At 42.9% G+C, this 21454-nt stretch carries 15 protein-coding genes; 8 read left to right on the top strand and 7 right to left on the bottom strand.

Annotated features, from left to right (window positions below):
* Positions 1 to 106: 106 nt before the first annotated feature.
* From mobA to HLH16_RS07755, 5 genes are all read right to left on the bottom strand, one after another.
* A complete protein-coding gene (gene mobA, locus HLH16_RS07735) occupies positions 107 to 733 on the bottom strand; it encodes a molybdenum cofactor guanylyltransferase (protein ID WP_131289674.1) in 627 nt (208 codons plus the stop codon).
* A complete protein-coding gene (locus tag HLH16_RS07740; RefSeq protein ID WP_131289676.1) occupies positions 730 to 3510 on the bottom strand; it encodes a nitrate reductase in 2781 nt (926 codons plus the stop codon). The genes mobA and HLH16_RS07740 overlap by 4 nt, the downstream gene beginning before the upstream one ends.
* Before the next feature lie 275 nt (positions 3511 to 3785).
* Complete coding sequence (gene nirD, locus HLH16_RS07745) at positions 3786 to 5405, bottom strand: nitrite reductase small subunit NirD (protein ID WP_131289703.1); 1620 nt, start codon at positions 5403 to 5405, stop codon at positions 3786 to 3788.
* Between the two features lie 20 nt (positions 5406 to 5425).
* Positions 5426 to 7972: a nitrite reductase large subunit NirB gene (nirB, locus tag HLH16_RS07750; protein ID WP_131289677.1), complete on the bottom strand. Its 2547-nt coding sequence runs from the start codon at positions 7970 to 7972 to the stop codon at positions 5426 to 5428.
* Between the two features lie 24 nt (positions 7973 to 7996).
* The gene (locus HLH16_RS07755) at positions 7997 to 9343 is read right to left on the bottom strand and encodes an MFS transporter (RefSeq protein ID WP_131289679.1); all 1347 of its coding nucleotides are present in this window, start codon (positions 9341 to 9343) and stop codon (positions 7997 to 7999) included.
* Between the two features lie 449 nt (positions 9344 to 9792).
* Here HLH16_RS07755 and HLH16_RS07760 point away from each other — a divergent pair, with 449 nt between their 5' ends.
* The 3 genes from HLH16_RS07760 to HLH16_RS07770 all read left to right on the top strand — a co-directional run bounded on the left by HLH16_RS07760 (position 9793) and on the right by HLH16_RS07770 (position 13637).
* Positions 9793 to 10380, top strand: a complete 588-nt coding sequence (locus HLH16_RS07760) for an ANTAR domain-containing response regulator (protein ID WP_131289681.1) — start codon at positions 9793 to 9795, stop codon at positions 10378 to 10380.
* Between the two features lie 3 nt (positions 10381 to 10383).
* On the top strand, positions 10384 to 11382 hold the full coding sequence (locus tag HLH16_RS07765; RefSeq protein WP_131289683.1) for an ABC transporter substrate-binding protein: 999 nt from the start codon (positions 10384 to 10386) through the stop codon (positions 11380 to 11382).
* Positions 11383 to 11561: 179 nt separating this feature from the next.
* On the top strand, positions 11562 to 13637 hold the full coding sequence (locus HLH16_RS07770) for a TonB-dependent receptor plug domain-containing protein (RefSeq protein WP_131289685.1): 2076 nt from the start codon (positions 11562 to 11564) through the stop codon (positions 13635 to 13637).
* Positions 13638 to 13746: 109 nt separating this feature from the next.
* Here the strand turns inward: HLH16_RS07770 and HLH16_RS07775 are convergent, their stop codons facing one another.
* Positions 13747 to 14031 (bottom strand): hypothetical protein, encoded by a 285-nt coding sequence (locus HLH16_RS07775; RefSeq protein ID WP_131289687.1) that lies wholly within the window; start codon positions 14029 to 14031, stop codon positions 13747 to 13749.
* Between the two features lie 454 nt (positions 14032 to 14485).
* Between HLH16_RS07775 and mdh the strand changes: the two genes are divergently transcribed.
* Both mdh and HLH16_RS07785 read left to right on the top strand, forming a co-directional pair.
* Entirely contained in the window at positions 14486 to 15658 is a 1173-nt protein-coding gene (mdh, locus tag HLH16_RS07780; RefSeq protein WP_131289689.1) for an iron-dependent methanol dehydrogenase, read from the top strand.
* A gap of 184 nt (positions 15659 to 15842) precedes the next feature.
* Positions 15843 to 16811, top strand: a complete 969-nt coding sequence (locus HLH16_RS07785; RefSeq protein ID WP_171528880.1) for an alpha/beta hydrolase — start codon at positions 15843 to 15845, stop codon at positions 16809 to 16811.
* A 23-nt stretch (positions 16812 to 16834) separates the two neighbouring features.
* Here the strand turns inward: HLH16_RS07785 and HLH16_RS07790 are convergent, their stop codons facing one another.
* Positions 16835 to 18016 (bottom strand): sigma-54-dependent transcriptional regulator family protein, encoded by a 1182-nt coding sequence (locus tag HLH16_RS07790; RefSeq protein ID WP_171528881.1) that lies wholly within the window; start codon positions 18014 to 18016, stop codon positions 16835 to 16837.
* A 203-nt stretch (positions 18017 to 18219) separates the two neighbouring features.
* On the opposite strand from HLH16_RS07790, the gene exaC reads away from it, so the two are divergent.
* The 3 genes from exaC to HLH16_RS07805 all read left to right on the top strand — a co-directional run bounded on the left by exaC (position 18220) and on the right by HLH16_RS07805 (position 21292).
* Positions 18220 to 19731: an acetaldehyde dehydrogenase ExaC gene (exaC, locus tag HLH16_RS07795; RefSeq protein WP_131289695.1), complete on the top strand. Its 1512-nt coding sequence runs from the start codon at positions 18220 to 18222 to the stop codon at positions 19729 to 19731.
* A gap of 150 nt (positions 19732 to 19881) precedes the next feature.
* Positions 19882 to 20601, top strand: coding sequence for a glutamine amidotransferase (locus tag HLH16_RS07800; protein WP_171528882.1), 720 nt, complete (start codon positions 19882 to 19884; stop codon positions 20599 to 20601).
* 58 nt (positions 20602 to 20659) lie between these two features.
* Positions 20660 to 21292, top strand: coding sequence for a LysE family transporter (locus tag HLH16_RS07805; RefSeq protein ID WP_250850251.1), 633 nt, complete (start codon positions 20660 to 20662; stop codon positions 21290 to 21292).
* The last annotated feature ends 162 nt before the right edge of the window (positions 21293 to 21454 follow it).

Consider the following 21454-nt stretch of genomic DNA (forward strand, 5'->3'; position numbering starts at 1 on the left):
CTGTAATCGCACAAGAATTGTGCGCAAGATTTAAATCGCCCCATCTTGTTATAATTAGATTTGCAATAAGTGTTCCAACTTTGTGCTGAAGAAGAAATTTTCAGGTTTAGTGCAAAAATTTAAGTTGTTGATACTGCTGAAGCTCATCCAGCGAGTTAATACTGTGAAAAAACAGGGCATGATTTTCAAACCGTGCCACTTGAGCGTGCAAATCTGAAAAACACTGTCTTAAACTGCGCTGTTTTTGCTCAAGGTGCGTAATTAGGGTACGTAAGCTGCTACGCTTGACCAGACAGAAGGGATACAGGGCTGTACCATTGATTTCTACATACGCCACTTCGGCCAGAGCATTTTTATTCAAAGCCTGATGCAGCTTAAGAACGACTCTTGCAGGAATAAAGGTGACGTCACAGGGGATGAACAGCACATAGTCGGCCTGTACATGGGTCCAGGCACTTTTCATTCCCATCAGCGGACCTAAAAATCCGCTTTCATCATCCTGATAACAATGAATGCTGGGAATGATTTTTTGATAAATTGAATAATCACGATGGCTGTTGATCCATATCTGTTGAACACTGGATTTCAGCTGTTGATGTATTTTGATGAGTTGAATTTGATCATCAAATTGCTGTAATAGTTTATTGATGCCATTCATCCGTTTTGCCTGCCCACCGGCTAAAATCACCAGATCGGTGCGCGGATATACCGAAAGTTTCAATTTCTTTCTCATTCCACCGCCTCCATTTGACAAGCCTTGATCAAGCCACGAATTTCAGGCAGACATGAACCGCAGTTACCGCCTGCTTTTAAACATGCAGTGACCTGTTTTTCATCGGTGATATTTTGGGTTTTAATGGTTTCGATAATGCGGTTTTTACCCACTTTAAAACAGCTACAAACCAACGGACCTTCATTGTTGGCCATCGACATGGCTTGTCCAGCCAGTAAAGCTTTACGGTGCATGGCACTTAGACGTTCACGTTTAAACAGGCTTGCGACCCAGTCCCGATCTGGAAGTAAAGCTTTAGGGGCAATATACAAACTGGCAATCAAATGACCATCTTTCAATATCACGCTGTGACTGATATGAGCGGTCTGATCTTCAATGTTCAACCATTCAAAACTTTCATCCTGAAACGGTAACAGCTCTTTCAAATGTTCAGTGGTCTGGGTAAATTTTTTACGGTCTGCCAGTTCATAGCGCACAGCTTTAACCGTGGTAATTTTCGTCCACCACACCGTATTTTCAATGGAGGATTGCACGATTTTTTCAAAGCCCTGACGCACGTAAAATACGCCCTGCCACTGACTATAAAATGGATGGATGATTACGGGGGTATGTTTAAATTCAGGCTCACCGGAAATTGGATCGACCACCGGATTGACCACTTTGCCAATACGCGCATCGGACGCGACCTGGTCATTCCAGTGGATCGGTGCAAATACCTGTCCACGACGAATATCATCACTGACCGTCGCCCGTAATACGCAGTTACCCCATTTTGATTTGACTTCTACCAATTCACCATCTTTGATCCCGTATTTCAAAGCATCATGCGGATGGATTTCACAAAACGGCTCTGCACGATGGGTACTTAAATTGGCAGATAAACCGGTACGGCTCATGGTGTGCCATTGGTCACGAATCCGCCCGGTATTTAAAACCAACGGAAATTCGCTACACACTTGATTAACCGGATCTACCGCGTTAATGGCAATAAATTTAGCTTTGCCATCGACATGGCTAAATTGCCCTTTGCCATACATGCGTGCCACAGCACCGTCTTGTTGCTGTGCAGACCAAACTGGCCACTGCACCGGTTGCAGTTCATCATATTCGGTTTTATTTAAATCGCTTAAAGCCTTTAAATTGAAATAACGGAAATTTGGCGTATCAGCGCGCAGATCTGGCTCTGAATTCTGCTCAGCCGAGAGTCGTGCATGTTCCAGAAAAATGTCATGACTATTGTTAAACTCAAAACCATCAAAGCCCATTTTTTTAGCGACCTGACTGATCGCCCACCAGTCAGCTTTAGCCTGTTCTGGCTCTTCTAAAAATGCGCGCTGTCTGGAAATACGGCGTTCAGAATTGGTGACGGTCCCATCTTTTTCACCCCAGCCTAAAGCCGGTAACAGCACATCGGCATATTGTGTGGTGTCTGTGTCTTGGCAAATGTCGGACACCACCACAAATTCACACTTGTCTAAAGCACGTTTTACCTGATCGGCATCGGGTAAGCTCACCACAGGATTGGTCGCCATAATCCAGATGGCTTTAATTTTGCCACTTTCTACCGCATGGAATAGATCAACGGCCTTAAAGCCAGCCTGCTTGGCAATATAAGGGCTTTGCCAGAAGTTTTGCACCAGTTGTTGATGGTTTTCATTTTCCAGCTCCAGATGGGCCGCCAGCATGTTGGCTAAACCACCGACCTCACGTCCGCCCATCGCATTCGGCTGTCCAGTCATGGAAAATGGCGCTGCACCCAGCTTGCCAATTTTTCCCGTGAATAAATGGCAGTTGGTGATGCTGTTGGCTTTGTTCACTCCTTGCGAAGACTGATTCACCCCCATGGAAAACAGGGTCATCACTTTTTCAGTTTGGGCAAATTGCTCATAAAAAACTTGCAGTTTTTCCAGTGAAATCCCTGTACGCACTGCGACATCTGGCATAGATGCCTCAGTTTGGCTGTGGACCAAAGCCTGTTCTAAGCCTTGAGTATGTGCAACAATAAAATCCTGGTCTGCATGACCATTTTGCGCCAGATACTGTAATAAGCCGTTAAATAAAGCGACATCCTGCCCCGGTAAAATCGGCAAATGTAAATCTGCCGCTTCACAGGTACTGGTAAAGCGTGGGTCAATCACCACTACAAACAGATCACGTTGCTCTTTGGCTTTCATGATGCGTTGATATAAAACCGGGTGACACCAGGCTGTATTCGAACCGACCAGCACCACCATGTCGGTATGTTCAAAATCTTCATAGCTCGCTGGAACAATATCTTCACCAAAAGCCCGCTTGTGTGCTGCAACCGCTGATGACATGCAGAGTCGTGAATTGGTATCAATATTGGCTGTGCCCAAATAGCCCTTCACGAACTTGTTCACCACATAATAATCTTCGGTCAGCAATTGCCCGGACACATAAAAGCCCATGCTGTCACGACCATATTGATCAATACATTGCTGAAACTTTTCGGCAATTAAATCTGTTGCGGTATTCCAATCGGTCTTTTCACGCTGGTTCTTACGACCAAGCATAGGATGGAGAACACGTGTTTCCAAGCCAATGGTATCGGCGAGATTACCGCCTTTAATGCACAGTTTCCCGAAGTTGGCTGGATGATTGACATCACCTTTAACTGAAACTTTTTGACCTAAAGCTGTGTACTGTACAGTCGCAGTTACGCCACACCCCACTCCGCAATACGGACAGGTGGTATTAGTAATTTTGGTATTTATTTCTGTGGAGCTATGCAGTTCCATAACGGGAATACTATTCATGGATGCTCCTTTTTATCGAATAAATTCACTTGAATAATTTCTTCTATTTTCCAAGCTATCTAAATTTTTAGAGTTCACGTAAGTATGTATTCTCTCGAGGTGGCATGGATGCCACCGTTTCCCATCATTACAGGGAGGTAATGTATGGGAAACAAAGATTTTTGTTACTTTTGATCTTTCAAAAGTAAGATCATGCCTACGCAATTACTCTTTACTTATTAGTGCAAAGTGTGGCTGTGCAAATATTTAAAATTGAACAAATACCACTTATGTAATTAGCCTACTTTCTTTAATGCAAAATCTTTACCAAAGAGCAATTTATTACGAATATTACTGATTGGCGTTTGATCAGAAATCAGTTCTGCATACCAAGCACCATCTTCAGTATCACCGAACAACACTGCACCAATGACTTTATCTTTTTGAATAATAATGCGTTTATAGATCTGACGGTTTTCATCATTCAAGATAATGTCTTCAAAATCATCCTGCGGTTCGAAGTTTCCGGCTGAAAATACATCACAGCCACTCACCTTGAGTTGCGTCGGAACCGTTGGTGCTTTAAAAGTTAAGCTGCCGTGTTCAGCCAGATGTGAGGCACAAATAAAAGCTTGGCCCCAAAGTGGTTCAACCAGACCAAAGGTTTGATTACGGTGTTCAATACATTCACCCACCGCATAAATACTCGGGTCAAAGGTTTGCATAGTGTCATTCACCATCACACCACGGTTACAACGTAAGCCAGCACTTTGCGCCAATGCCATATTAGGACGAATCCCCACGGCGAAAACCACCAGATCAGCATCCAGCACCATGCCATCTTTCAGCTTGATTTGAGTGACATGACCATCTTCGCCAATCAGTTGTTCGGTATTGGCTTGAGTCATGATGTTGATGCCCTTGGCTTCAATACTTTGTCTTAACAAGCTGCTTGCACGACTATCCAATTGACGTTCCATGATGCGATCCATCAAATGCAAGACCATCACATTCATACCGCGTTGTTTCAGGCCATAAGCTGCTTCAAGCCCAAGCAGACCGCCACCAATCACCACGGCATTCTGTTTAGATTTGCAGTAATCCAGCATGGTATTGACATCATAGATATCGCGGAAACTGATCACGCCCTTTAAGTCCGAACCTGGAATAGGCGGGACAAAGGGTTTGGAACCTGTTGCCAGAATTAGACGATCATAATCCACCACCAAGCCTTTTTCGGTATAGACCTGCTTACGTGGACGGTCAATTTTCACCGCAGCATCACCGGCAATAAAGCGAATGTTTTTATCGCTATACCAGGCATGTGGATGCAGCATGATGTCATCAATGGTTTTATCGCCAGATAACACCGGTGAAAGCATGATGCGGTTATAGTTGCCCCACGGCTCTTCGCCAATGACCGTCACTTCATAACGTTCAGGTGCCATATCCAGTAAGTCTTCCAGACAGCGCATACCCGCCAGACCATTACCTACCAACACCAGTTTCATCTTTTCTTGGGAAGTGCCGTTATTGGTGATATAGGTTTTTTGCGGTGTAGGACTGATCCAGACCTTGCCATTTTCAATCTTGCTTGGGAAAACCAGTAACTTTTGATCTTTATCTTCCAGACAACGTCCGGTGGCCAGACTGAAATGCTGCTTGTAGATGGGAGATGCCACTACACGCTCACCCTGCAAATCGCCAATGATGCCGCGCGACATGACAAAAGCCTGACTAAACGGATCTTGATTGCTCAAGGCATAGACGCGTTTTTCATTACCGACACGGAAAATGGCAATTTGCTGATTTTCAATTAATGCACCTACACCGGTATTCGGGGTAATGTCATCCAGTGCACAAATTTCCAGCCATTCCAGCTCATTGGTTTTATTCATTTCTTTTAAAATTGTCATCATCTTTCTCCTTTATTCTTTTAAGCTTCAACAACAGGAATACGCATCACATCACGTTCAGCCTCGGTTTTTGGACGGATTTGCCCGCGCACCTCGGCGAATTGAATGTGTGGATCATTTTGTTGTTCAACTTTTGCATTGATAAAGGTTACGAAGCGTTTACGGACTTCCGGATCTTCCACCGCGGTACGCCATTCATCTTGATAGGTGCCGACCACATGGTTCATACGGCGTTCCAGTTCAGCAGCCAGACCCAGTGAGTCATTTACCACCACATCTTTTAAATAATCTAGACCGCCTTCCAGGTTGTCACGCCATACCGAAGTACGTTGCAAACGGTCTGCAGTTTGGATATAGAACATAAAGAAGCGGTCGATATAACGGATTAGAGTTTGCGTATCCAGATCCGATGCCAGCAATTCCGCGTGGCGTGGTTTCATGCCGCCATTACCGCAGACATACAGGTTCCAGCCTTTTTCTGTAGCAATCACCCCAACATCTTTACTTTGTGCTTCGGCACATTCACGGGTACAGCCCGACACCGCCATTTTCAGTTTGTGTGGTGAACGCAGACCTTTGTAACGGTTTTCCAGGAAGATGGCCAAACCGACTGAGTCATCCACCCCATAACGGCACCAGGTACTGCCGACGCAAGATTTCACGGTACGCAATGATTTACCGTAAGCATGTCCTGACTCAAAACCGGCATTGATCAGTTTCTCCCAGATTTCAGGCAGCTGATGCACTTGTGCACCAAACATGTCGACCCGTTGTCCACCGGTGAGTTTAGTATATAAACCGTATTCTTTGGCAATTTGACCGATTGCAATCAGGCCCTCTGGAGTGACTTCACCTCCAGCCATTCGCGGTACAACCGAGTAAGAGCCATCTTTTTGAACATTACCCAGATAATAGTCATTACTGTCTTGTAATCCTGCATGACTTGGTTTGAGCACAAAGTCATTCCAGCAAGATGCGAGAATATTTGCCGCAGTCGGTTTACAGATATCACAACCTAGACCGTGACCATGTTGTCCGATCAAATCATCAAAGGTTTTGATTTCATTGACCCGCACCAGGTGATACAGCTCCTGGCGTGAATAGGCAAAGTGTTCGCAAAGGTGATTGTTTACAGTCACCCCTTGACGTTGCAATTCAGATTTCAATACTTGAGTGACTAAAGGTGCACATCCGCCACAAGCCGTTGCCGCTTTAGTACATTTTTTCAAGGCACCCAGCGAGGTTGAACCATCAGCGATAGCACTGCAAATATCGGCTTTAGAGACGTTATTACATGAACAGATGGTTGCGCTGTCTGGCAGTAAATCGACACCGCTGCCGCCTGTTTTCGCTGAGGATTGTATATAACCCGGCATGATCAGGCTTTCCGGATTTTCTGGAATTTCCAATCCATTCAGCATCATTTGCAGCAGGTCGTTATATTCTTTGGCACAGCCCACCAGAACAGCACCGAGTAGCTTGGTTTTTTCCGCATTCACCACGATTTTTTTATAAATCATGGCATCTTCATCTGCATAGAAATAACTTAAGGCATTTGGCGTCATGGCATGCGCATCACCCACCGATGCCACATCTACCCCCATCAGTTTGAGCTTGGTGCTCATGTCTGCGCCGGTAAATGAATTGCAAGCCTGATCCATGACATGTTTGGCTGCAATACGTGCCATGTCATAGCCCGGAGCCACCAGACCATAAATTTTGTTTTGCCACAGTGCACATTCACCAATCGCGTAAATGTCAGCATCAGAAGTCTGGCAATAATCATTGATGACAATACCGCCACGCTCACCCAGCGCCAAGCCGCTTTGACGCGCCAATTCATCACGTGGGCGAATCCCCGCAGAGAATAAAACGATATCGGTTTCAAGTTCAGAACCATCGCCAAACTTCATCACATGCGTGGTATTTTCACCGGCTTCGATGCATTGTGTAGCTTTTTGGGTATGAACTTTCACACCCAGATTTTCGATTTTTGCACGTAAAACCTTACCGCCTAAATCATCAATTTGTACCGCCATTAAACGGGGTGCAAATTCGACCACATGGGTTTCAAGATCCAGATCACGCAAGGCTTTCGCAGCTTCCAAACCGAGTAAACCACCACCAATCACCACGCCGGTTTTGGCATTTAAACTCGTGGCACGAATGGCATCTAGGTCTTCAATAGTACGGTAAACAAAGCAGTTTTCACGCTCATTCCCTGGAATAGGAGGAACAAAAGCATATGAACCAGTTGCCAGCACCAGTTTGTCATATGCAATGACTTCGCCATGATTGGTGGTAACGGTTTTATTCAGAGTATCTATTGCAATAGCTTTGGTGCTTAAACGCAGATCAATACCATAGGCATCGGCAAAATCCGCACGACATAAAGTTAAGTCTTTGGCTGATTTACCAGTGAAATATTCGGTTAAATGCACACGGTCATAAGCTAAACGTGGTTCTTCTGCCAGAATCGTGATTTCAACCTCGTCACCTGCATGTTCAAGAACCGATTCAATGAACTTGTGCCCTACCATACCGTGACCAATCATGACTAATTTCATATCAATTCTCCTTAATCCCTTTGCTTAACCTTGCGCCATGTTGTTGCGTTCAAGCACTGCATCTTCAAACAGTTTTTGTTCTTTCTGTTTATGCTCAACCGAGAAGCGAATCATCAGTACAAAGCTTGCTGCAATCACCACCAGTCCACCTAGAGCCATCAGGCAGGTTTGAATATCCAGCATGCCTTTCAGTAAGAAACCTGCTGCCACTGCACCGACGTTACCGCCTGCGCCAATGATGCCAGCAACACCACCCAAAGCATCACGGTCAATGAAAGGCACCAAGGCATAGGTGGCACCACAGGCCATGTGGGTAAACAGTGCAAAAACTGTCATGACCAGAATTGCGAGAACTGCGGTATTCATTTGAGAGAACAAGATCAGGAACAGGCCTTCCATCAAGATCATGCCGAACAGCACTTTGGTACGACCATCCAGGCCTTTTTTAATTGCGACTTTGTCCGAGACAATGCCACCTAAAGCACGGGCAAACAGCGCCAGTAAACCGAAGATCCCTGCTGCCAGTCCTGCTTCTTTGAGGCCAAAGCTAAAGTGTTCAACGTAGTACATCGCCACAATGTTATGAATGAAGATTTCAATACCGAAACACGCAGCATAAGCACCAAATAAAATCCAGACCCGGTAGTTACGTGCAGCGTGCATCAGAATCGCCATGCCGCCTTTTTTATCGCTACCAACTTGAATGCCTTGTGCACGAAGTTCTTTAAAGTTGCCTTGTGGACAGTCCTGGGTGAATTTCCAGTACATTGCACCGACAATCAGCATCATCAAACCTGGAACAATGAGCGCAATTCTCCAGCCCATCGCCTGTTCAACACCAAACATCACCAAGGCAGCAAGCATTAACGGCATCAAGGCTTGAGTTGCACCACCACCCGCATTCCCCCAACCTGCTGATGCAGCATTGGCAGTCCCGACCACATTCGGAGCGAACATAATACTGGTGTGATATTGCGTGATCACGAAGCTGGCACCAATGGCACCAATCAATAAGCGGAAGAAAAGGAAAGATTCATAGCTGTTGGCAGAGGCCACACCAAAGACAGGAATACTGCCGATAATCAGTAATGCGGTATAGGTTTTGCGTGGGCCATACTTATCACATAAAGGCCCGACAATCAGACGAACTAAAATAGTAATTGCGACTGCGGCAATATTAATATTGGCAATTTGATCTTTAGTAAGATGAAATTCACCTGCAATCACAGGCATCAATGGTGCACAGGCAAACCAGGCAAAGAAGCAGACAAAAAAAGCGAGCCAACTCATATGGAAGGCTCTCATCGCTGCGCTGTTAAAATTAAAAAGACTTATTTTTGTGGCTTTTTTTTCATATAAATTTGAAGACATGGCCTTCTCCTTCCTGAACTGAACGTATAGGGTTATCTGCTATGCGGATCGCTGCACACCAGATTCGATCAGAACGGACGTCGTTGGCCGTCTTACAAATTTTTTAAAGTCGTCTTTGACTCAATATGAATTAAGCAATGTCCATGCCAATATGATAAAAACATCATTAACTCAATATTTTTTATAAATTTTTATGATGGATTGATCATTTTTGATCTTCATCATTGCAGCATGTTCATCTGATTAACAACGTAGAGCTAAGGAAACGGATTGCGGTTGTGCTTCCTTGTAGCGCATTTTTGCATTAATACGGTGCACAACCCGATAATGGTTAATTTTTATGTCTGATTTTATTGAATTAATGCAGTTTTAACTGTTTTGGCATTTTAATTGCTTTGCATTTGCTATGACTTTTCTTTCAGGCTTTGCCTGATGATATTTTAGCCGATATGCCAAAACTGAAAATCGCACTGATTGATGAAGATCAAGAACGTGCCAACTATATTAAAGCCTCCCTGATCGAACACAATTTCGAGGTGGTCGCATGCCTGACCATTGACCATTTAAGCATGTTCCGTCTGGAACAACTGCATGCTGACGTGATATTGCTGGATATGGATCACCCGCATCGTGACATTATTGAAAGCTGTGTCAGCCAGTTCGATTTGCCAACGGTTCTGTTCACTAAAAACAGCCATAAAGATACCATCAAAAGTGCCATCGATGCCGGGGTAACGGCTTATATCGTCGACGGTATTGACCCCTCTAAACTGGAAAGTATTTTAGAAATTTCAATTGAACAGTTTAAAAAACACAAGAAATTACTCGGCGATCTGGAAGATACCAAAAATAAACTGGCAGATCGTAAAGATGTGGAAAAAGCCAAAGTACTCATGATGCGATTGCATTCCTTAACTGAAGATCAGGCGTTTCAATTACTGCGCAAAAATGCCATGAGCCATCGTATGACCATTGGAGAAATGGCACGGCGTTTATTAGATGCTCAACAATTATTACAAAACCAATTCAAGGATTAAGCCATGACAGATTTAGAAAAAACCCAAATCCAGATCGGCTATATTCCTTTGCTGGATTGTGTGGCCATTCTTTGGGCCAAGCAGCATGGTTTTTTTGATGAAGTCGGCTTAGACATCACCTTGGTCAAAGAAGCATCCTGGGCAAGTTTGAGAGACCGGTTGGCGTTTGGCTTTTTAGATGCTGCACATTGTCTGTCTGCCATGCTTCCTGCTGCCGCTCTGGGTGAAGACCAGCTGGGAATCCCCCTGCAAACGGCTTTGGTGTTAAGTCATAACCGTGCCTTTATTAGTCTAAGTCAAAAATTATGCTTTGAGCTGAATATTTCTGCACAAGACAACCCGCAACAATCCGCAGAAAAATTAGTCACTGCCATACAACAACAAAAACCGATTCATTTGGCACATGTCTTTAAGCAGTCGATTCATCATTATTGTTTAAGAGAATGGCTCGCCCTAGCCGACCGTGATGTTGCACAAAGCATCAAGCTCACGACCCTTCCTCCTCCTTATATGGTAGAAGCATTAAGCAATCATGTCATTGATGGTTTTTGTGTCGGTGAACCATGGAATACACAGAGTGAACTGTTGGGCATCAGCCAGATTGTAGCATCCAGTCAGGATATTATTCCTCAAGTGGCGGATAAGGTTTTAGCGGTCACTGCTGACTGGGCAGAACAGCATGCCAACACCCATCTGGCCCTAACTCAAGCCATTCAAAAAGCGCAACAAGAACTAAAAGATCTAGAGGATTATACTGAAGTTTGGCAAATGCTCATTGACTTCAATATTGTGCAGTTTCAATGTTCTGAAAGCATTCATGTGCAGAAGTTCCATTCTATTCAAAATATTATTCGGCATTTTGTAGATGATTCATCTCAGCCCAAGGTTGAAGATTTTCAATGGCTGCTTCGGCAAATGCTGAAATGGGATAATCAAATCAGCCTGAATGATGCCGTGATTGAGAAAATCAGCCAGAACTGTATTTTATCCTTGAACCATTAACATGAACCATCGCTCCAGCCATACAAACTCCCATAAGGTGCCGGAGCTAAATCATTCATTTTGATTATTTTTACTTGCGATCAGATTTTTATCTTTTAGTTCTATTTCTGTGATTTTCCACAAATTTTCTCCACATTTTTACGCTATCTTACGCAAAATTACATTTGGAACATCAAATAATGAAACGCATACAACCGCGTTGGCAATTAAGCGCATTAAGTTGTGCCTTGCTCACTTTCATGTCCCCAACTTGGGCTGCTGATTCCATTACAAATACAATAACAGACAGCGCGCCAGAACAAACAGCACCAGTACAAACACTGGCCACTTTAAAATTTAAAGCAACACCAGCGACAGTAAAAGATCCGGATATCAGTGCGGTTGCCAAAACCATCGTCACGCGTGAGGAAATGCTGCAATTTGGCGATCAGTCTGTGAATGATGCTCTGCGTCGTGCTGCAGGCTTTCAGATGCCAACTCCTGGACAAGGTCCACGCGGTGGTGGCGGTGCATCAGGTATGCGTTTTCGTGGTGGCGGTGCCCCGGTATTTTTGATTAATGGTGAAGCTGTACAAGGCGGTCCACGTGGTGGAATGTCTGTCGTCGACAGCATTACCCCGGACATGATTGAGCGGATTGAAATTACCAAGCAACCGAGTGTGGCTCAGGCATCGGTAGCCTCTTCTGCGGTGATTAATATCATTTTAAAACAACCGTTAGATCATGCCCGCATAAGCGGAACAGTCCGTGCTGGATATGGTTTGGCAAAATCGGATCAAAAAGAAGAACAACGTAAAAATATCAGTGTTCAGGCTGACGGTCGTGATAACGCATGGTTATACAGTCTGTCTGCCAACCAGATGTGGAATGACACCACCTCTATTACACAGACACAAAACAGTACCGAAACACGAGAACAAAAACGAGTAACTGAACGCAAGTCGCAAATGGTTTCACCCCGTGTTGAATATGAATTAGATGATCAACAAAAACTGGTTGCGGAATTGTTCTATCGCAATAATGAAAGTAACGGTGTTCGTGGCGACCAGTTTCAGCATGATAAAAATGACAGTATCCGTTTAAATACCCGTTATGAGCGTAAAGACAAAGGTAATTCAGATAAAATTCGCCTTTCTGTTGAACAGCAGAATGAAACTGAATCAACACGCTCTCCTTCATTCAGCAGCTATACTGATGAAACTGTAAATGAATATGGTATTGCGTATGACGGTGTGCGTAAATTCAATCAAAATCGTCAGCTTAAATTTGGTGCAGATGCTCGTACCAATCAACTCGACAGCAATGTCAGCCAAAGTTTAGATGAACAACTCTATGCATTATATGCTGAAGGGAGCTGGAAATTTACCGACCGTCAGACAGTCACTTTAGGTGCCCGCCAAGAATGGATCGAGCGCTCTGGTTTAGTCGATTATAGCGACAGTCACTTAAGCCCAGTCTTGGCACATCGTTTTGACTTGGATGATCATTGGTCTTTACAAACTAATATCAGTCAGGCTTTCCGTAGCCCTAAAGCAGACCGTTTATTGCCCACGGTTTCCATTTCTACCGATAGTGATGCTGGTCGCCTAAACAATCCGGATCGTGGCGGTAATCCCAATTTACGTCCTGAAAAAATCACTGCGTTTGAATCGACTTTAGGCTACAACACGCCATCAGGTGGTATCAATATCACCGCGTTTCAACGTGAAATTGATGACTACATTGAAAAAGTCATTCGTCAGGAAGGTACCCGTTTTGTAGAACGTCCAGAAAACCAAAACAATGCCACCACTTATGGGGTTGAAATTGCGGGTCGTTATGCATTAAAACAAACTGAAAATGGTCATTCATTTATGTTGAATGGACAACTGTCTACGGTACGTGCAAAAGTTGAAGACGCAAACCATCAAGAACGCATGGTGAGTGATGTTGCACCTTATACAGCAAGTGCAGGTCTGTCTTATAACTATCAGCCTTGGCGCATTTCAACCAGTGTCAACCTGAACTACGTGCCTGAATTTACTCGTGCTTTGGACAACCAGCCCTATGACCGTACCAGCAATGAACGTGTCAACATGGATATCAGCTTCACCAAACGCTTTAATGATGGCTGGGCAACCTCACTGAATGCACGCAATATTTTCAGCACAGACTATAAAGAGCGCTTAAGCAATCAGTCAGATGGCAGCCTGTATGAATCACGGGTCAATCAAGCGATTCCAAGTGTATTAATCAGTCTGGAAAAGAAATTCTAAACATAAAAAACCGGTGCCCTGACACCGGTTTTTCTTATCCATACATTTATTTTTCAAATATTCTGCAACAACTTATATTTTTATTGGATCACAAATCTGGATAACAACGTTAATTTTTGCTTTGTAGCTCTTTAAGTAAACTTGCAATTCTTAAGGTGTGTGGTCGGTTTCCCTTTTGTTCCATGACTTTATTTTCAATCCGCCACAAATATTCAAAAATCTCTGATTCATCTGCATTCTCGCAAATCATCATAAACAATTTAGGCAAATAATCTTCATATTCATCAGACATGGATCGGATGCTACGAATCCCTAAAGGATCCCATTCTTTGAGTAAAATTTTATGAATTGCATGTAATAATAATGTTGCTTCATTCGCATGTTCGACTTTCATTAAACTTCCCCCATCCTTAGGAATTTAATATAAAAATCATATAAGTTGACTATAATTTACTCGCATCAATATGATCAAGTATTTTTTAAAAATATTGATCATTTATTAAATAAAAAATAATTTATTTACCAAATAGAAAACTATACTTTTATAAAAAACAATGCCTTCATCGCTATCTATTCATTCAAAAATTCTCACCTTAAACCTGATTCACATCTTTTTAGCAGTAAAAGTTCTTCTGGTTGATCCAATTTATTTGCATTAAAAATGATTTTAAGTGCTTATCTAACACCCACCTTTAATACCTACATCAAACCATTTAAAAAACCATAAAAATTCAATAACGTGAAATGGTAGGTGTTTGGTAGGTAGGATTTCTTCCCTGTTCCTTTGATACTCAATTTACGGTGAGGGTCACCGATAACAACATACCAATGGTAGAAGGAATCGCACCATGGCTTTTAAAAATATTGCAGATCAAACGAACGGTTTTTATATTCCCTGTGTTTCTCTTTTTGGTCCTGGCTGTGCCAAAGAAATTGGCGCAAAGGCACAAGATTTAGGTGCTAAAAAAGCACTGATTGTGACTGATGCCGGTCTTTTTAAATTTGGTGTCGCAGATACCATTTCAGCTTATTTAAAAGAGGCTGGTGTCGACAGCCATATCTTCCCGGGTGCAGAACCTAATCCAACCGATATTAACGTCCATAACGGCGTACAAGCCTATAACGACAATGGCTGTGATTTCATCGTATCTTTAGGCGGCGGTTCATCGCATGATTGCGCCAAAGGGATTGGCTTGGTGACAGCGGGCGGTGGTCATATTCGTGATTACGAAGGCATTGATAAAAGCTCAGTACCAATGACGCCACTGATCGCCATCAATACCACAGCAGGTACGGCTTCTGAAATGACGCGCTTCTGTATTATTACCAATACCGACACGCATGTAAAAATGGCGATTGTGGACTGGCGCTGTACTCCACTGATTGCGATTGATGATCCTAAACTGATGATTGCCAAACCCGCAGGTTTAACCGCAGCAACCGGGATGGATGCCTTAACCCATGCAGTTGAAGCGTATGTCTCTACCGCAGCCAATCCTATTACCGATGCCTGTGCAGAAAAAGCCATTAGCATGATTAGCGAATGGCTCAGCCCTGCGGTTGCCAATGGTGAAAATCTGGAAGCACGTGATGCGATGAGCTATGCACAGTACCTTGCAGGTATGGCTTTTAACAACGCTTCTTTAGGTTATGTCCATGCGATGGCGCACCAACTCGGCGGTTTCTACAACTTGCCACACGGCGTATGTAATGCCATTTTGCTGCCGCATGTATGCGAATTTAACCTGATTGCCTGCCCGGATCGTTATGCAAAAATTGCCCAATTGATGGGAATCAATACTGACGGTTTGACTGTGAATGAAGCTGCAAATGAAGCTATTCAGGCAATTCGTCAGCTTTCAGCTGCGATCGGTATTCCATCAGGCTTAAATGAACTGGGTGTGAAAGAAGCAGACTTAGCCATCATGTCTGAAAATGCACAAAAAGATGCCTGCATGCTGACCAACCCACGTAAAGCCACACATGCTCAAGTGGTTGATATATTCAAAGCGGCTATGTAAAACCTCAATGTAAGTCTTCTCCCCGACTCTTTGACTTACATTTTTGGCAAGCTAAGTTTCCATTTCATTAAAGAACTGGAAACTTAGCTTGCCTTTTTTTTATTATTGAACTTAAAGCAATTTGACAAATGACTGCTCATCATGAAGGATAAAAGAAAATTGATCATTCCAAATGAGCACAACAATGACACAACAGATAATTGAACCGCTTTATCAACTGGATGTCTTGGGTACAGGCTATGAACAAGCCACCTTAAATTTCCCAGATGATTATGAAGGTCAAGTTATAGCAACATTGGTGCGCAAAAAAGCAGAGCAACCAACCAGCAAAGCTGTTTTATATGTTCATGGTTTTATCGATTATTTTTTTCAAACTGAAATGGCGGAACGGTTTAACCAGCATGGCTTTGACTTTTATGCACTCGACTTACGTAAATATGGTCGCTCGCATCTGCCGCATCAAAAATATTATAACGTGCGTGAAATTGCTGAATACGATGCTGAAATCACCCAGGCTTTAGACATTATTGGCGTAGAAGGTCACGATGCTATTTTACTGAGCGGACATTCAACAGGTGGATTAACCACAACTTTATATGCGGCACATCATCCTGATCATCCTTTAATTAAAGCGCTGTGGGTCAATAGTCCCTTTTACGACTTCAACATGAACCCGATCAAGAAAAAACTGGGCCTGCCCAATTTAAGTCGTGTGGGTAAACTTTGTCCGGATTTAGAATTCCCCAGTGAACTGAATAAATGGTATGTGACCAGTTTGCACAAAAACTTAAAAGGAGAATGGTACTTTAACCTTGAATGGAAAAAAACAACTTATCCCTGGGTTCGTTTGAGTTTTGTACGGGCAATTTTTAAAGCGCAAAAGGAAATTCATCAAGGTGTGACCTTGAAAGTCCCTGCCTTAGTGATGCATTCAGATCAAAGTAAAAATCCCAAAAAATGGCACAAAAATGTGCAAACCAGTGATGTGATTTTAGATGTGAAACATATTGATAAATATGCCAGGAAAATTAACGGCGATGTCACCATCAGTGAAATAAAAAATGGCGTACATGATCTGATTTTGTCTGAAAAACCTGTGCGCGAGCATGTTTATCATCAGCTCTTTGCATGGCTCAAGCAAAAAGGCTTATAGCCGTCATTACTACAATATCAGCGTTAATTATCCTTAAATTTGAGTAAGGTTTGATGCACGGGATGCGTTTTCGGCATCAGTTCAATCAAACGTTCCACGGCATCAATCGCTTCAGGAAAATGCGCCACATGTTTAAGCAAAACATCCGTTTCATTGGCTTTAAAAATGGCATCACTTAAACGTGACTCCAAACAATCACGCCAGGCACATAAAAAAGGACTTTCAGTTTTAGCCAGAAAAACGCCGCTACAAAGTTTTAACGCTGAATCGATATATCCAGCATCTAAAGATTGCTCTGTCAGTAAAAAATCAGCTTCAACATGCGCTAATAATTTATAGGGTCTTGACCCCAACATGCCCCCTAAAATGTCGCGCAATTGTGACATTTCCGCTTTTAACGTGCCGATGCTGACTTTTCGTTCACCATATAATGCCTGATGCAAACTATCTAAACTTAAACCTTGCGGACACAGCGCTAAAATGGTCAAAATTTCGATTTGACGTGGTGTAAGCACCAAAACTTTGCCATTAAACATCACTTGCGGCACAGAAAAGGCACGAATAAACAATCGCTGTTTTTGATATTCCAGTAATGCGGATTGAATAATCGAGGCACAGCGCTCCGCTGCCAGTAAGCCCAAACTGTTATGCTTTTGCCAAGTTGTAGATAGGTCAATTACGCCTAAAACCTGTTTTGAATAGGGATCAATAATCGGGGCTGCATAACAGACCCAATCATGAATAGAGGACATGTAATGTTCATTGGAAAATACACAACTCGATTGCTGAGTTTTTAAAGACAGAGCCAAAGCATTGGTGCCAACCAGTTCCTCACGCCACTGCCCGCCTTCGATAAAATGCACACTTTCTGCTGCCCTTTGCATTTGTGGGCTCGACGCTGTCCAAATGATGGTACTGCCAATATCTCCTACAGCCAGTACCATCGAAGATTGCTCGGCAATATGCTTTAAATCTTGTGCACAATGTTGCAAGGCATGTTCTAGAGCAGATGGATAAGCTTCTTTTTGTAAATGAACCAATGGCGCAGCTGCACGATCTGTGGGAATTTCAGCAGATGTCGAGCGTTGCCACGAACTTACAATACTCTGTCCTAACTGCTCTGCATGCAAGGGAGAAAGACTGCTACTTTGCCTAAACTGCTCAATTTTCTGTCTTTTTTGCATCAAATGTTGCTTATTCATCATTCCTTATTCTCACAACAATTCATGATTTACATCCACTGTAATAGCTATTCTTGTAAGCCTGATTGAAAAGATTGTAAACCTTCTTGTATCCAACCTTTTTCCAACCTTATTCCATGTATGCTAATCAAATAATGTGCAAAAGTACCTTATACCAAAGCTGTAGATGCGGTTTAAAACACTAAAATAAGCAAAGGAAAATTTATATGCGTTATGCCGATCCTAATCAACCTGGTTCAAAAGTTCAGTTTAAAGCCCAATATGAAAATTTTATTGGCGGTCAATGGGTAGCCCCTGTAAAGGGTGAATACTTTGACAATATTTCTCCTGTCGACGGTAAAGCATTTACCAAAGTTCCACGCTCAAGTGTTGAAGATATTGAGCTGGCACTGGATGCAGCGCATAAAGCCAAAGCACAATGGAACAAATCCTCTCCCACGACCCGCTCGAATATCCTGTTAAAAATTGCAGACCGTTTAGAAGCCAATTTAGAGCTTTTGGCTGTCGCTGAAACCTGGGATAATGGTAAACCGGTACGTGAAACCCTGGCTGCCGATATTCCTCTGGCAATTGACCATTTCCGCTATTTCGCCGGTTGTATCCGCGCGCAGGAAGGCGGCATTTCAGAAATTGATGAAGATACCATTGCCTACCATTTCCATGAGCCTTTAGGTGTGGTCGGACAAATTATTCCCTGGAACTTCCCGATTCTGATGGCAACATGGAAATTGGCACCTGCATTGGCTGCGGGTAACTGTATTGTGCTTAAACCGGCAGAACAAACTCCAGTCAGTATTTTGGTGTTGGTTGAACTGATTCAAGACCTGCTGCCTGAAGGCGTATTAAACATTGTGAATGGTTATGGTATTGAAGTGGGTCGTCCGCTCGCAACCAATCCACGTATCGCCAAAATTGCATTTACCGGTTCAACAGCGGTCGGCCAGCAAATTATGCAATATGCGACCGAGAACATTATTCCGGTAACACTGGAATTGGGCGGTAAATCACCGAATCTTTTCTTTGAAGATGTCATGGCTCAGCAAGATGACTATTTAGAAAAAGCGCTAGAAGGCTTTACCATGTTTGCCTTGAATCAGGGTGAAATCTGTACTTGTCCATCACGTGCATTGGTTCAGGAAAGTATTGCCGACCAATTTCTAGAACTTGCGATCGAACGGGTAAAACGAATTAAGACCGGTCATCCCTTAGATACCGATACCATGATTGGCGCTCAGGCATCGCAAGAGCAACAAGATAAAATCTTAGGCTGTATCGCAACAGGTCGTGCAGAAGGTGCTGAAATATTGACAGGTGGTGGTGAACGTCATGAAGTGGGGCAAGGTTTCTATATCGAACCGACCATTTTCAAAGGTACCAATGACATGAGAACTTTCCAGGAAGAAATTTTTGGACCTGTACTTGCCGTTGCCACCTTTAAAGACTTTGATGATGCAATCAAAATCGCCAACGACACCATTTACGGTTTAGGTGCCGGTGTCTGGTCACGTTCCGCACATACCTCTTACCGTGCCGGTCGTGCAATTCAGGCTGGTCGAGTATGGACCAACTGTTACCACATCTACCCTGCCCATGCGGCATTTGGTGGTTATAAAAAATCAGGCATCGGACGTGAAAACCACAAGATGATGCTGGATCATTATCAACAAACCAAAAACTTGTTGGTGAGCTATGCGACCAAACCGATGGGCTTCTTCTAAAAATATCTTGGTATAAAGCATCAAAAAAGCGAACTCCGGTTCGCTTTTTTCTTTATTACAGCTCATTAAACAAATCATTTCGTTTGAAACCTTCATTTTTCTTCAGATTCGGGCTAAATTTCTTTTATCCCAGATCTCTTGAAAAATAGTATGACTACAGCATCTCCAGATTTTCCCGATACCATTTACGCCATTCAACATCTTGCCTTTGAAGACTTAGGTGTCATGGAGGATGTATTTTATCAACTCGGTTTTCGGGTACGTTATTTTGAAGCCGGCGTAGATGACTTAAGTAAAGCATTTCAGCACCAAGGTTTAACCATTATTTTAGGTGGACCGATTGGTGTCTATGAAACGGATGACTACCCTTTCTTACAACAAGAAATTGACTTACTAAAAGTTCGTTTGAAAGAAAATTTACCAACTCTGGGTATTTGTTTAGGTGCTCAACTGATCGCACATGCTTTAGGTGCAAAAGTCTATGCTGGACATCAGAAGGAAATAGGCTGGAGCAAACTCAGTATTTCCAATACTGAAAACAACCTGCTTTCAGCATTGATCGATACACCTGTACTACACTGGCATGGTGATACTTTTGATTTGCCTGAACAGGCTGAATTATTGGCCAATTCAGAAATTTACCCGAATCAGGCTTTCTCGGTGGGCAAAAATATTCTGGCTTTGCAATTCCATATTGAAGTTGCAGCAGAGAGCATGGAAAAATGGCTCATTGGCCATACCTGTGAATTACGTAAAGCCAATATCAACATCCCTGCTTTACGTGCTGACAATGAAAAATATGCCATGTCTTTAGAAACGGGTGCTACAGAAATTTTACGAAACTATATGAAGCAAGTGATGAGAAAATAAACTTTAATTTAAAATTTAATTCATTTATAAGGGTGTCATTCATTTATATAAGTCTCTGATGATGACACCTTTAATCAGTATTGCAGTAATTCATTTCTTTGCATTGAGCAGTCCAGGTCCAGATTTTTTCTTCGTTACTCAAAGTGCAATTCGTCAGTCCAGATCGCACGCCCTCTTTGCTGCCTTAGGTATTTCACTGAGCATTTTAGTCTGGTCAATTTGTGCGATCAGTGGTCTACATTTTTTATTTCAGAAAATTGCCTGGCTGCAGCAGGTGCTGATGATTTTAGGTGGCCTATACCTGCTTTATTTAGGGATACAATTGCTGAAATCCGCTTTCAATAAAAATCCGGCACTTATCTCGAAAAACCAGAATGAAATTCTACCGCAAAAATCACACAGCGCACTGTTAGTTCAAGGTTTTCTGACCAATATGGCTAACCCCAAAGCACTCGTCTATTTCAGCAGCGTCTTTTCCATCGCGATTAACACAAATGTCAGTATTTTCGAACAAAGTTCCTTGCTAACGCTGGTTTTTATCGAAAGTCTGATGTGGTTTTCTGCTGTTGCTCTGGTTTTTTCTGCAGCAAAAATTAATCATTATTATCAAAAATTCAGCAAGAAAATTGACGGCATTACCGGCGGGATTTTTATCAGTTTTGGTTGCCTGCTAATCTTAAACCGTGATTGACGCATCTAAAATAATTTAAACAAAAAAAAGCACCATTGATGGCACTGCTGTCCCATAGTTTGATTTAAATAAAAAAACCTGAGTCCGAACAGTTAAAATATGAGTGCAAACAAACACTTTAACGACCAGGATTCAGGTTTTGTCACATCAGAATACCGTATT

Source organism: Acinetobacter sp. ANC 5378, from assembly GCF_013004315.1.
GTDB lineage: Bacteria > Pseudomonadota > Gammaproteobacteria > Pseudomonadales > Moraxellaceae > Acinetobacter.

Bases quoted from the DNA above. Each gene is read 5' to 3' on its own strand.
- HLH16_RS07770 (WP_131289685.1), top strand. From the start codon at position 11,562: ATGAAACGCATACAACCGCGTTGGCAATTAAGCGCATTAAGTTGTGCC.
- HLH16_RS07760 (WP_131289681.1), top strand. From the start codon at position 9,793: ATGCCAAAACTGAAAATCGCACTGATTGATGAAGATCAAGAACGTGCC.
- HLH16_RS07765 (WP_131289683.1), top strand. From the start codon at position 10,384: ATGACAGATTTAGAAAAAACCCAAATCCAGATCGGCTATATTCCTTTG.
- HLH16_RS07775 (WP_131289687.1), bottom strand. From the start codon at position 14,031: ATGAAAGTCGAACATGCGAATGAAGCAACATTATTATTACATGCAATT.
- nirD (WP_131289703.1), bottom strand. From the start codon at position 5,405: ATGACAATTTTAAAAGAAATGAATAAAACCAATGAGCTGGAATGGCTG.
- HLH16_RS07755 (WP_131289679.1), bottom strand. From the start codon at position 9,343: ATGTCTTCAAATTTATATGAAAAAAAAGCCACAAAAATAAGTCTTTTT.
- HLH16_RS07785 (WP_171528880.1), top strand. From the start codon at position 15,843: ATGACACAACAGATAATTGAACCGCTTTATCAACTGGATGTCTTGGGT.
- nirB (WP_131289677.1), bottom strand. From the start codon at position 7,972: ATGAAATTAGTCATGATTGGTCACGGTATGGTAGGGCACAAGTTCATT.
- HLH16_RS07790 (WP_171528881.1), bottom strand. From the start codon at position 18,016: ATGATGAATAAGCAACATTTGATGCAAAAAAGACAGAAAATTGAGCAG.
- HLH16_RS07740 (WP_131289676.1), bottom strand. From the start codon at position 3,510: ATGAATAGTATTCCCGTTATGGAACTGCATAGCTCCACAGAAATAAAT.
- HLH16_RS07800 (WP_171528882.1), top strand. From the start codon at position 19,882: ATGACTACAGCATCTCCAGATTTTCCCGATACCATTTACGCCATTCAA.
- mobA (WP_131289674.1), bottom strand. From the start codon at position 733: ATGAGAAAGAAATTGAAACTTTCGGTATATCCGCGCACCGATCTGGTG.
- exaC (WP_131289695.1), top strand. From the start codon at position 18,220: ATGCGTTATGCCGATCCTAATCAACCTGGTTCAAAAGTTCAGTTTAAA.
- mdh (WP_131289689.1), top strand. From the start codon at position 14,486: ATGGCTTTTAAAAATATTGCAGATCAAACGAACGGTTTTTATATTCCC.
- HLH16_RS07805 (WP_250850251.1), top strand. From the start codon at position 20,660: ATGATGACACCTTTAATCAGTATTGCAGTAATTCATTTCTTTGCATTG.